The sequence below is a fragment of the Sphingobacterium sp. UDSM-2020 genome (assembly GCF_016132525.1).
GTDB lineage: Bacteria > Bacteroidota > Bacteroidia > Sphingobacteriales > Sphingobacteriaceae > Sphingobacterium > Sphingobacterium anhuiense.
This window is the reverse complement of record NZ_CP066166.1, coordinates 4,423,539-4,436,401: the sequence shown is the minus strand read 5'-3', so window position 1 is coordinate 4,436,401 and position 12,863 is coordinate 4,423,539. Positions and strand designations below refer to the sequence as shown.

Genomic DNA, 12,863 nt, shown 5'->3' with positions numbered 1-12,863 from the left:
AACTTACTGATGTGTAATAGCATATAATGCAAAAGTTCCTAACCAATGCGAGCCCATATAGTCATCATTGCTGATATTTGGCAACGAGTAAGTGAGGTGGTTATTCGCCTGTTGATGTAAATGATTTAATTCCGGTAATTTTGTCGCGATGCCATTTAGACAAGTTGCACGGCTAAAATTCAGTCCATCTAAATGAACAAGCTTACCATCCGTACGGTCTTTAACAATACCCGGCTCTAACTTAAACTCTTTAACAAACAAATCAGGCATAAAGCCTTTTAGCCATTTTTTATATTCGTCATCATTTAAAACTTTTGTCATCAACAATGCCTCTTCTAAGCAAGGAGAAAGAAAGTCGCTACCACTTGGTTCATATGCGAGCGAGCAGGATTTATCGTTTATAAAAAGGCGCTTTGCATGTTGTGTAATTAAATTTTGAAAAGCTGTATCTTGCGTTACCTTCGCATAGTCCATTGATAAGGTAAATCCAAAAGCGGTGTTATCATGCTGTCCCGACCGAATTGGGTAAACGAGTTTAGGCAAGTACCCCTCGTAGCGTTTTACGAGCAGATCTGCCAAAGGTTGCAATGCTGTGGCCCACTGTTTCCCTTCAGCATCATTCCAAGTCAATAATTCAGCCTGTAACTGCAAGAGCCACGCCCATCCATAGGTGCGTTCGAAGCTTGTGTTATTACTGTCTAGAAAGAAAGCAATTTCCTGATCAACATTCGTTTTAGTTATTTTATCGTTCAAGATCAGTCTCGCCTGCTTACTTTCACTAAGATTAGGAAATGTTTTCAATATTTTAACGATGGACCAATAACCATGAACGGATGAATGCCAATCAAAACAGCCATAAAAAATGGGATGTAATTGTTTTGGTGATTTTAGATCCTTAGCAGATCCGATGACCTGCCCCAATTTATTTGGATACTCCTGTTCAAGGCAATGTAACGGCAGTGCCAATATCCTTTTTGCTTCAGTAGAATCCAGTACGACCTGTTGATTTTTTCCTTCTGTGCTATTTTCTGTTTCTGTTTGTTGAGAAGTTGTTCCTTGATTTTTGTTGTTATTGTTGCATGACAATAAAACAGTACAAGTAAAAATGGTAACTAATATTTTGATCATTTGCGGTGCATTAATTGATTTTTAAAAGTAATAAAAAAAAGCCAAAATCATTAAATTTTGGCTTTTTTAGACGTTTATAAAAGATATTACATCTTAGCATCCATTAGCTTCTCTGCTTTTCCTTTAGGTACGCCGGTTTTCATTTTAATGACAAACGCTTGATTCGACTGGAAACTTTTGGGCAATAACACGTCATAATAGGTGTTTTTATCGAGATCAATACCAAGATCTGAATGACGCACCTCTAACATTTGTCCATTGGCTAATAAAGTGGCAGACACAGGAACTTCTTTCGCAGTTTTGGGCACAGATATCCGGACAATATTGTTAACGGGCCTGTTGAAAACTGTGAGGTATAAGTTATCAGCTTTTTTAGTGAAGTATCCTAGTTTAGAAGTGGTCATCCCAGCATGTTTGGCTCCATAAATTGCTTCACCATTTATTTTCATCCATTCACCAAGCTCTTTTGCTATTTTATCTTCCTCAGGATGCATATTTCCTTGGCCATCTGGACCGAAATTTAAAACAAAATTACCACTTAGGGATGCTGAATAGGTCAGCATATCGATAATATCGTCTGTCGTTTTGGTATAAATACCCGACCAATCTTTCATGTATCCCCAGCCGTTTGGTGGAATTGTCATCACACAATCCCAATCACGTCCCTCTAGCCAAGTAATATCTCCCGGCAATTTGCGTTCCCAACCTTGTTCATAATCGCCCAACATCTGACCATTTGAATCAAAATGACGTTTCCCAAATTCATCATTTCGGAAACGGGAGCCGATGATAAGACCGGGGTGCTTTTCCCGAAGTTCTTTTTCAAGATTATAAGTAAAATCATAAGACTTTATCCAAGACTGATCCCAAGTGCCATCAAACCAAAATCCTTTCATCTGTGGATAATTTGTCATCAACTCCAGTAACTGATTTCTAGTATATTTCAAAAATTTATCAAACTTTTTCTTTTCCTCTTCCGTTTTAGGTTCTTTACCCATGTAATCTGGATTGTTCCATTCTAATACAGAGAAATAAAGGTAAACATCGATACCTACTGCGGTATAAGCATCTACTACCTCTTTGACTATATCTTTTTTATAGGGTGTTTTACTGATATTATAAGGGGAATATTTGGTTGGCCACATCGCGAAACCATCGTGGTGCTTTGTCGTAAAAATTACATACTTTGCCCCCATGTCTTTTGCCTGCTTTGCCCAACGCTTTGCGTCAAAATCTTTGGGATTAAATTGTTTGTAAAGATTGTCGTACGTATTCACCCAATCTTTTGGAGCTGATGATCCTCTCCATGAACGGATCCATTCGGATGCTGCTGCACCACCACGGGCACTCACTCCTTCCCATTCATTACCCGGTATTGCATAGAGACCCCAATGTATAAATTGACCTAATCCATAATTGCGGAATGCAACCATTGCCTCATCTGTCCGATTGGCAGGTGACAATGGTCCATACTTAATTTCTTTGATTTCTGTTGATTTAATTTTTGGTCCGGTCCATTGTGCCTGTAGGGAATTAACTCCAGCTAACAATGCCACAGCAAGTACAGACTTTTTTAATAAGTTATTCATATTTAGTTGGTTATTCAGGATTATCAATATAAGCACGTTGTGTCTTTTTTATCACCACAGGTTCAGGATGTGCATTCGTAAATGGATCGTAGTAGTATAAATTTGCTTCACGGTACAGGTTCAAATGTTTTTTTAATGATTCTGCAAATTGCACGTAATTTTTATTTGAACTTTTTGTCCACCCGACCTCCGCCAAAGCGGCTAATCGTGGAAAAGTTAAATAGTCCAATCGAGTGGTATTGATAACGGTTTCTGTCCATAAATTACCCTGAATGCCTAAAATTTGATTTTTCTCGGTTGTCAACGAAACGTAATTATCCGGAGAAAAATTATAAACATTTTCCAAAGGATTGTATAGCTTTCCCCATTTTCGTCCATACTTATGTGATTCTTCCTGTACAAAATCAAAATAAAGCGGTAATCTTGGTGTCAGTATTGTTTTATAGCCAGCCTTTAATATTTTTTTTAACTGTTCAGGTTTATCATGTCGCCACCACATGAGTATAGTTTTCTCTTTTGATAAATCGGCATCTACCATTTCATCCCAGGCAAGCAAAGTGGCATCCATTGTTTTTAGCGAATCTGCCATGCGACGCATGAAGTAATTTTCTACCGCCTTGTTATCATTGAGATGATGTTTTTGCTTCAAATCCTGCACTTTGGTATCTGAATTCCATGCCTCACTGCCAAATGATACTTCATCTCCCCCTAGATGTATTACCGAAGAAGGAAACAGCGCTTTTGTTTCGCGCAACACCTGAGTTAAAAAAGAATACGTTATATCTTTCGCCGGATGAAAAGTAAAATCTGGGTGTTTATCATTTCCACCACCACTTAATTGGGGATAAGCTCGATTTGCCGCTGTGGCATGGCCAGGCATATCGATTTCAGGAATGACTTCGATGTTCCTTTCTTGTGCATAAGCTACAATCTCTGTAATGTCTGCCTGCGTATAATAGGCCGCGGGAGCATATGGATCAGTCTGAGAGCCAATCCCACCGATCAATGATAGAAGTGGATATTTTTGAATTTCTAATCGCCAAGCAGGTTCATCAGTTAAGTGCCAGTGAAACTTATTGAGCTTATAAAATGCCATCCAATCTAAAATTGATTTCACTTTTTCTTTTCCAAAGAAGTGACGTGATTCATCTAACATAAAACCTCGCCATACATATGCAGGTTTATCTTTGATCTCAAAAATATTTACACTGATTCCCGATGTTGATTTTTTTCCAAAGCTCAATACCTGCAAAAGCGAGCTTACTGCATAAGTAGCTCCTGCAGGAGAGCTTGCATAAATAATTAACGTATTGCTATCTGTCTTAATTTCATATTCTTCAATTTCAAGATTTTCCTTATGAACAAATCGAATGTTTGAAACCGTCTTCTTATCATGATGAACAAGTCCTGTATAACCAAATTTTGATAAAAGCTGCTTCTGCAGGTATCGACCTACAGGGGTAAACTCCTTATCTTCAATCTGTATTTTACTAAACGAAGGAAAGCAATACAGCCCGTCCCTAATCTGTATAAAATCTGGTTTTGGAATTAGGGATAGCTGTGCTTTCGTAACACTATAGTTAATCGTAAGCAAGACGATAAATGCTGCTGCTTTGCCCAGTTTTTTTGTGATCATAAAATTTTATTAAACCTATCACGACTACGCCTTGATTTTCTCAAGGTGTGGTCAGAAAGAACAACGTATTAATTCGATTTATAAAATTTAAATATATGCTTCTTGCGGATCATCTCAGGGAATATCGAGGATGCAAACGATTGTGCAAACAACGAAAACGTTAGCGTAATGAATTGCTTACAAAGTAGTATATCGCTCTATGAGCTGGGCAACCAGATATGGAACTGCCTCCGATGCAGTACTTTCTATGGTACTGGCTCTTTTGGGTATCCGCGATGTGTTAATTTGTTTATCAACAACATACAAATCGCAGGTCGGAGCTATGACATCGACCAAACCAGCAGCTGGATATACTGCCAAAGAGGTCCCGATAACAATCATTATGTCGGCCTCTCGTGCCATGTAAATGGCGGTCTCCATATTTGGAACTGCCTCACCGAACCATACTATATTAGGTCTTAATTGAGAACCTTTTTCACATAAGTCACCCATTTTGATCTCGTAACCGTCGATTGGATAGATTAACCTTTTATCTTTCGATGAGCAAGCTTGATCTAATCTTCCATGCAAATGAAGCACATGATCAGAACCTGCCCTTTCATGTAATGTATCTACATTTTGCGTAATAACCTGTACATCAAATGATTTCTGCAAAACAACTAAAGCTTGATGTGCAGCATTCGGTTTAGCCTGCATAGCGACTTGTCGCCTCATGTTATAAAAATCTTGAACAAGTTTGGGATTACGGTACCAGCCATCAATACTAGCAACGTCCTCGACATCATGGCCCTCCCACAAGCCATCGGCATCTCTAAATGTCTTTATACCACTTTCTGCTGAGATACCGGCTCCGGTAAATACGATGATTTTTTTTTTCATATCTTTTTTATCTACTACCAAGTTAATACCGAATCTTGGAAATTTGTTGGCAACTGTAGTTTAATTGAGTCTTTGCTGCTGATGACACTATTGTTGGATGTTAAAAATGCTCTTTCAAAACTCACAAAAATTTTATTCGGTATATGCAATTCTAAGGGAGATTTGGCTTTAAAAACATAACGGTTGTTTTCCAAACTAAGATTCTTATAGATCCTATAAGCCACTACCTTAGCTTTTATTTTTTCGATTCCAGTAAGTTTCTTTATATCAGTTGTATTTTGAGCTTGGCTATCCTCATAATACATGAAATGATCGGAATTTGCGAGATCTCTAATATCCAAGCGTTGCTCTACCACTTCCAGGGCAAGTGAATCGGCACGTTGCTTTTGCGCTTTACTTCCGTTTCCGTTATTACAGGAAATTAGCAGTGGTAAAAATAACAGTGGTAATAAAAATTTCATAGTCATAAAAAAAGAGGCATTTTTAATTGCCTCTTTACAAATTTATAAATTACTTTCAATAGCTCCTACGTGCTCTCGATACAATTCAATTGGTTTATCTAATAAAACCGCAATTATTGTCATGTTTTTATCGATCCGTTCTTTGGGAACATCAATATACACAATACCTGGTGTCGAGCTCCAGTATAATTTATTGAATATATCATGTCCGATCATAGAACCTTCACCTACTATGCGTATACGTGCTATGGTATTCTTAAGCCCCTTTAATGCAATTGGCCCCGTTGGAGTTCCTTCAACGAAAAGATAAAGTGTCTGCTTATCTTTAGATAGTGCACTTAATCCCGCGTAGTGTCCATCAGCAATTCCAGCTGCAGCATCATGTAAGATTTCTGCATTTTTCGTTACCCACTCTTTAATTTCGGCAGCTGTAAATTTTAAGTTTTTATCTAATAAATCGCCGTCTGCACTGATCTTGTCTTTAAACAAATTGGATCCTATGGCTGTAGATTTACTAATTGTGGCAATTGCATGCGCTACTTGACTTTGGCCTGCAATTTCATAAGCAGTATAATTCACTTCTTTTCTTTCCAAATCAATAGCTGGCTTCTCATTAAAGGTAATGGCTACAACAGTTACAGCTGGATCGAAATTAGCTGTAGGTAGATTTAATTCCAGTGTATAGTCATCATACTGATAATCTATCTTATCTGGGTTTCCAACAAATTTAACTGAAGCAGGTTTGGTTTTCAGACCTTGTAAAACTAATTTATCTTTTACGTTATCCAAATAGATGTATAATGTTTTTCCATCTTTAGAAAAAGCATTTTTATCATTCCAAAACCGAGATTGCACTCCTGCACGCGTTCCGTAAATCGCATCTTTATGTTTAGAAGTCCATCTTCCTAATTCTTTCAAGATCTGCACCTGTTCTGTAGGGATTGTCCCATCGGCTTTGGGGCCAATATCCAATAAAAGATTTCCGCCCATTGAAATACAATCTACCAAAGTACGGACGATCATGTTTGGAGTTTTATAATGATGGTCAAAATGCTGATATCCCCAAGAATCATTCATGGTATAGCAGAGCTCCCAATAGCGTGCTTCAGGTTTTACAACCGGAATACCCTGCTCTGGAGTATCATAGTCACCATGTTGATTCAGTCTGGAATTGATAATGATATTTGGATTATACTTGCGTAATTGCGTCAATGTTTCTTTTGCACGCCATTCCTGATCATTGTGTTCCCAATCGCCATCAAACCAAATTAGATCTGGCTTATATGCTTTAGACAATTCTGCTAACTGTCCCTGATAGTAATTAACAAACTTATTCCAACGATTGGCATCATCGCCTACGTTATAACGTTTTTTTATTCTCGTATTGACATCATAATCTGGATGACTCCAATCCGGTAATGAGTAATACAATCCGGTTTTAAGACCTTTCTTCTGAAGTGCCGATACAAAAGGAGTCAGAACATCCTTTTTAGCAGCAGCATCTTTCGCTGTTGTAATTGCATTATTCGATTTGCTATCCCAAAGAGATACACCATCATGATGACGTGTTGTAATGACCGAATACTTTGCTCCGGATTCCTGAATCAATTTTGCCCATTCTTCCGGTTGATATTGGTTGGCTGTAAAACCACCCAGTTGTTTCATGTAATTTTCATGACTGATATAGTTATTGAAAAAAGCCCAAGATTCAGAAACCCCCTTAACCGAATAAATTCCCCAATGGATAAAAATGCCTAATTTTGCATCTTCAAACCATTCCATTTTTTTGACTTCCTCATTCTTGTTTTTAGTTTCTTGTGCAAAAACGTTATAGCTAGAAAGTGCTAAAAACAACACTGCTAATATTGACTTCTTCCGAATCATAGTTACTTATTGAAATATCAGGTTTTAAAAAGGTGAAAAGTAAGAATTTATTCGTTCAATTCAAACTTAAAGTCGGTTTTTTGGCTTAATAATTTATCTTTGTATTGATGATTGAATTATACACGGATGGTGCTTCGAGCGGTAATCCAGGACCAGGTGGCTACGGTACGATATTAAGGACAGTTTATACGGGTGATAATGAAGCGTATAAAGGTAAACTGATTGAGAAAGAGTTTTCTGGTGGCTATCGTAAAACCACTAATAACCGTATGGAGCTGATGGCGGTAATTGTTGGTCTAGAAGCTTTAAAAAATCTCAACCAAAAGGTTACAGTTTATTCAGATTCCAAATATGTCATTGATGCCATCGACAAGAAATGGGTATATGGCTGGATTCAAAAGGGATTTGCAGGAAAGAAAAATAAAGATCTCTGGATAAGATTGATGCAGGTTTACAAACTGCATCAGGTTAAATTAGTATGGGTAAAAGGGCATGCTGGTCATCCTTTAAATGAACGATGCGATCAGTTGGCTGTAAAAGCTTCGAAAGATAAATCTTCCTGGAAGATTGATTCAGTATATGAAATGGAAGAAGCTAAAGCTTAACTCAAAAATTTTAAGCGAGCAGGGCATAAAAAAGGCCAGGAATAATTTCCTGGCCTTTTTACATGATTACTTATTAATTACGCAACATCCTCTTTAGCTGCTAGATAACGCTCTGCTTCCAAAGCAGCCATACAACCAGTTCCTGCTGCTGTAATTGCTTGGCGGTATACATTATCCTGCACATCTCCGCAGGCAAATACACCTGGAATATTCGTTGCCGTCGTATTCGGCTGTGTAATTAAATAACCTGTTTCATCCATATCTAAGATACCGTTGAAAAGATCTGTATTTGGCTTGTGTCCAATAGCAACAAAAAATCCTGTTACATCCAATACTTTTTCAGATTGATCTTTGTTATTTAAAACACGAACACCTGTTACCACTTGACCGTCACCTAAGATTTCCTTCGTTTCTGAATTGTAATGTACTTCGATATTTGGTGTGTTCATCACACGGTGAACCATTGCTTTAGAAGCTCTAAATTCATCACGACGTACCAACATATGTACTTTAGAACATAATTTTGCTAAATAGGTGGCCTCTTCAGCTGCCGTATCGCCAGCACCTACAATAGCAACTTCTTGGTTTTTAAAGAAAAAACCGTCACATACTGCACATGCAGATACACCAAAACCGTTATATTTTTGCTCGCTATCCAGTCCTAACCATTTTGCTGTTGCACCTGTAGCGATGATGACTGTATCTGCAGTAACAGTTTTAATTCCGTCGATTTCAACCTGATGTACTGGACCAGAGAAATCAACTTTAGTTGCATATCCGAACCGGACATCTGTACCAAAACGTTCTGCTTGCATACGTAGATCTTCCATCATGATCGGCCCTGTAATTCCCTTTGGATATCCAGGAAAGTTATCCACTTCTGTTGTCTGCGTCAACTGACCGCCCGGTACCATCCCTGTATAGATAACAGGTTTCATATCAGCACGGGCTGCATAAATCGCTGCTGTATATCCTGCGGGTCCTGAACCAATTATTAAACACTGTAGGTGTTCTATTTCTTGAGACATAATATTATTTTATAAAATATTGTTTTCTAATTAACGAGTACTATGACCTAACCAAATTTATTTTTTAGACTTGCTAACATATCATTTGTGATCGCTGTTGCTTGGCTTTTATTTTCTTGCTTTTGAAACTCTTTTTTAGCTTGCTTCTTATCTTCAGCTGCATGAATGGGTTCTGTCGATTTTGCCGCTTTTTTAGCAGAACGATGACGGTTCCAGATTATTTCTAAACACTTCTTCGTGTAAAGTGGGAAGTCGCCATTTTGCATCCACGCATAATAACTTGGTTCTACATCAAAAACTTCTGTAACAGGACGTCCTTTATGTTTTCCAAAATTGATGACTTCTACTCCGTCTTCATTGTACACAATCCGTCCTGCAAAATCCACTGGTTTTGTCATATTGGTAAAATCTGACAATGCTTCAACGTCATTTACAACAGGTACAGATTGTTTACCATGCTTATCTTCATACACAGCACCTTCGTACTTGGTTAACTGTGCTTTCAAAACTTCATATGTAGCTCTTACGTCTGCTTCTGCACTGTGTGCATTTTCTAGGATTTCATTGCAATAGAATTTATAAGCAGCTTTCAAAGTACGTTGTTCCATTTGATGAAAAATATTCTGTACGTCAACAAAAACACGATTTTCCAACGAAAAATCAGCTCCTGAACGTAGGAATTCTTCCATCAGCATAGGGATATCAAATTTATTGGAGTTATAACCCGCTAAATCTGCGTCACCAATAAAATCTGCTACTTCTTGACTAATCGCTTGAAATGTTGGCGCGTCTATAATATCTTCGTCATAGATACCATGGAACATGGATGATTCTGCAGGAATAGGCATAAGCGGGTTAATCCGCTTCGTATATACTTGCTCCTCAGCATTAGGCAACACCTTTAATATTGATATTTCAACAATTCTATCTGCTGAGATATTGATTCCTGTAGTCTCTAAATCAAAGAATGCTAAAGGTTTCTTGAGTTTCAATTCCATTACGAATTTTATTTATTAAATTGTTCCATACATCATTGTATACAACAAAAATACAAAGTATGAATGATTTATTATTTATTGTCAGCCTTTAATTACAATTCAGAGACTAATTCTAGGGTTTTCATTTTTCCAACCACAATTTTAATCATCTTACTATAGTCAAAATACTGAATAGCGATTTTCTTTACTTTTTCAGGAGTCATCGCATTGATTTCATTCATATAATGGTCATAGTAAGTCAAATCCATGTTAGCAAGTAGCACATTTTTAAACTTATCTGCATGTGAAAAAATACTCTCTAAAGAACCTAGCATAGATCCTGAGAGGTAATTTTTCACTAAGTCCAATTCCTCTACAGTCGCTAATTCTGTTCTTAAAATTTCAATTTCTTTTTCGATTTCCGTCAATGTCGCATCGGTTACATCTACACCAACCTCTGTCGCAATAGTCAGAAAACCTCCATATTTTAAAGAACCCACAGCTGAACCGATACTGTAAGTATAGCCTTTTTCCTCTCGAATGTTACGCATGAGCCTTGACCCGAAAAAACCGCCCAGTAACGTATTTACAAATTGCAAAGCGGGATAATCCACATGGTTACGATTTATATTCGGCATACCGATACGTATGGCAGATTGCAATGCCTCTGCTCTTTCGTCATAAATCAATTGTCCTATATCTGCAGTTAAATTCGGTTCGGTCAATGGTACCTCATCTGTAGCCAGCCATTGATCACCAAAATATAAGCTAAGCTCTTGGAGCAAAGATTCAGATACATTACCGGAAATAATTAAACGACAATTAGATGGAGTAAATTGCTTATGGTATAAATCGATTAAAGCATCTCTAGAAATCAAATCATATTCTTCTAAAGAGGGCGTTTTTCCATAACGGTTTCCAGAACCGAAAACATGATTATAATAGGTTCTTCTCGCTAAATAATCGTTTTTCTGAAGAGAAACCTGAAGCTTTTGCTTATTGTTTCTGAGATAGGTATCCAGTTCCTTCTGCGGTAAAACTGATTCTGTTAAAATCTCCTTGATCAAAGGTAATAACACATTACTATGTTTATTTAATGTGTACAATGTCAGCGAAGTGATATCAAATCCGTATTCTGGCATTAGAAAAGCTCCATAGAAGTCGACTTTATCCGCAATCTCAGCGCTGTTATAGTTTTTTGTTCCTTCCTTTAACAAAGCGCTTAGGGCACTATTTAGGAGCGGATTTTCATCTTCATTGAAGACATTATTAAAAATCCACTCAATGCGTACCAATTCTTGATCAGGCGAATGAAAGACATAAACAGGAATTCCATTGTTGAAAGCAAGTACTTTTGGGCTTTTTAAATGAATATCACCAATCGGTTTGGCTTCAGGTGCTACTGCTCTATTCAGCATTTGCCACCTCCTTTGATTTATAATACAATATAGATGCGTTTTCTTTTCTAAATATTTCGTTTGCCTGTTGCTGTATATGTTCTGATTGAACGGCCAAATACTTGGCTGTTTCATTGTTTAATTCATTGGCGTCACCAAGTAGCTCATAATATGCTAGATTCATGGCTTTATCCAAGATCGACAATTCGGCAAATACATGTGTAGACTCAATCTTATTCTTCACTTTTTCAAGCTCTTCTGCCGGAACAGGTGTAGACTTTAAGATATCCAGTTCTTTCCAGATGGCTTCCTCTGCTCGTTCCAGACTAATGCCGTCTGATGGTTTTCCCTCAATTAAGAATAAATTGGGGTCGATACTTCCCATCACATAGGCATTGATCTCACTGAATAGTTCCTGTTCTTTTACCAAACGACGGTATAGACGAGAAGATGATCCTCGAGAGAGTAGATCTGATACTAAGTCCATTGCATGGTAGTTTTCATCCATACGTGCAGGTGCATGAAAAGATATAAACAAACTATCAAGTGGTACATCAGCCTCTACCACTTCCCTACGCTCTGCTATTTGTTTTGGTTCTTGAGGTAAATTTCTCATGTATTTATTTCCTGCAGGAATATCTGCGAACCATTTTTCTACCAGTGTTTTGATCTCCTCAAACTTAACATCACCTGCAATGACCATAATGGCATTCTGTGGTGTATAATGCTTCTTGAAAAATGCTTTTACATCTTCCATTTTTGCATCTTCAATATGTTTAAGTTCTTTACCGATCGTTGCCCAGCGATACGGATGTACTTGGTAAGCTAAGGGTCTTAATTTCAACCATACATCACCGTAGGGTTGATTGAGGTAACGCTGCTTAAACTCCTCACATACAACACTTCTTTGTGTTTCCAAACTTTGTTCAGAGAAGGAAAGGCTCAGCATACGATCTGATTCCAGCCACAATGCAGTTTCTAGATTTGAAGAAGGTAGCGTGATGTAGTAATTGGTAATATCGTTACTTGTAAAAGCATTGTTTTCACCGCCCACACGTTGCAAAGGGGTATCATAGTCGGGAATATTGACTGATCCACCAAACATCAAGTGTTCAAATAAATGTGCAAATCCCGTTTGGTCTGGAGATTCATCCCGCGCACCGACATCATACAGTATATTGACACAGGCCATTGCTGTGTTATTGTCTTCATGAACAAGTACGCGAAGACCATTTTCTAGTTCAAATTTCTGATAAGAAACCATTCAGGTTATTTAAAT

The 12,863-nt window shown here is 37.7% G+C and carries 11 protein-coding genes; 1 reads left to right on the top strand and 10 read right to left on the bottom strand.

Annotated elements, in window-relative coordinates; all coding sequences use genetic code 11:
- Nucleotides 1–3: 3 nt before the first annotated feature.
- The 6 genes from JAZ75_RS18580 to JAZ75_RS18555 form a co-directional block, all read right to left on the bottom strand.
- On the bottom strand, nt 4–1,128 hold the full coding sequence (locus JAZ75_RS18580; protein WP_208697441.1) for a DUF2891 domain-containing protein: 1,125 nt from the start codon (nt 1,126–1,128) through the stop codon (nt 4–6).
- Nucleotides 1,129–1,214: 86 nt separating this feature from the next.
- On the bottom strand, nt 1,215–2,717 hold the full coding sequence (locus JAZ75_RS18575; protein ID WP_208697439.1) for an alpha-L-fucosidase: 1,503 nt from the start codon (nt 2,715–2,717) through the stop codon (nt 1,215–1,217).
- A gap of 10 nt (nt 2,718–2,727) precedes the next feature.
- Nucleotides 2,728–4,353, bottom strand: a complete 1,626-nt coding sequence (locus tag JAZ75_RS18570; protein WP_208697437.1) for a beta-N-acetylhexosaminidase — start codon at nt 4,351–4,353, stop codon at nt 2,728–2,730.
- Between the two features lie 177 nt (nt 4,354–4,530).
- On the bottom strand, nt 4,531–5,232 hold the full coding sequence (locus JAZ75_RS18565) for an SIR2 family NAD-dependent protein deacylase (RefSeq protein ID WP_208697435.1): 702 nt from the start codon (nt 5,230–5,232) through the stop codon (nt 4,531–4,533).
- Nucleotides 5,233–5,246: 14 nt separating this feature from the next.
- Nucleotides 5,247–5,693 (bottom strand): hypothetical protein, encoded by a 447-nt coding sequence (locus tag JAZ75_RS18560; RefSeq protein ID WP_165902336.1) that lies wholly within the window; start codon nt 5,691–5,693, stop codon nt 5,247–5,249.
- Nucleotides 5,694–5,735: 42 nt separating this feature from the next.
- Nucleotides 5,736–7,577, bottom strand: coding sequence for an alpha-L-fucosidase (locus tag JAZ75_RS18555; protein ID WP_208697433.1), 1,842 nt, complete (start codon nt 7,575–7,577; stop codon nt 5,736–5,738).
- A gap of 107 nt (nt 7,578–7,684) precedes the next feature.
- On the opposite strand from JAZ75_RS18555, the gene rnhA reads away from it, so the two are divergent.
- Nucleotides 7,685–8,182 carry a ribonuclease HI gene (rnhA, locus tag JAZ75_RS18550; protein ID WP_132840251.1) on the top strand — a complete coding sequence of 166 codons (498 nt, stop codon included), beginning with the start codon at nt 7,685–7,687 and terminating at the stop codon, nt 8,180–8,182.
- A 77-nt stretch (nt 8,183–8,259) separates the two neighbouring features.
- Here rnhA and trxB read toward each other — a convergent pair whose 3' ends face one another.
- The 4 genes from trxB to JAZ75_RS18530 all read right to left on the bottom strand — a co-directional run bounded on the left by trxB (nt 8,260) and on the right by JAZ75_RS18530 (nt 12,848).
- Nucleotides 8,260–9,210 (bottom strand): thioredoxin-disulfide reductase, encoded by a 951-nt coding sequence (trxB, locus tag JAZ75_RS18545; protein ID WP_208697431.1) that lies wholly within the window; start codon nt 9,208–9,210, stop codon nt 8,260–8,262.
- Between the two features lie 47 nt (nt 9,211–9,257).
- Entirely contained in the window at nt 9,258–10,208 is a 951-nt protein-coding gene (locus JAZ75_RS18540) for a 3'-5' exonuclease (protein ID WP_208697429.1), read from the bottom strand.
- Nucleotides 10,209–10,300: 92 nt separating this feature from the next.
- Nucleotides 10,301–11,605, bottom strand: coding sequence for a M16 family metallopeptidase (locus JAZ75_RS18535; RefSeq protein ID WP_208697428.1), 1,305 nt, complete (start codon nt 11,603–11,605; stop codon nt 10,301–10,303).
- Complete coding sequence (locus tag JAZ75_RS18530) at nt 11,595–12,848, bottom strand: M16 family metallopeptidase (RefSeq protein ID WP_208697426.1); 1,254 nt, start codon at nt 12,846–12,848, stop codon at nt 11,595–11,597. Before JAZ75_RS18530 ends, JAZ75_RS18535 begins: the two co-directional genes overlap by 11 nt.
- Nucleotides 12,849–12,863: the final 15 nt, after the last annotated feature.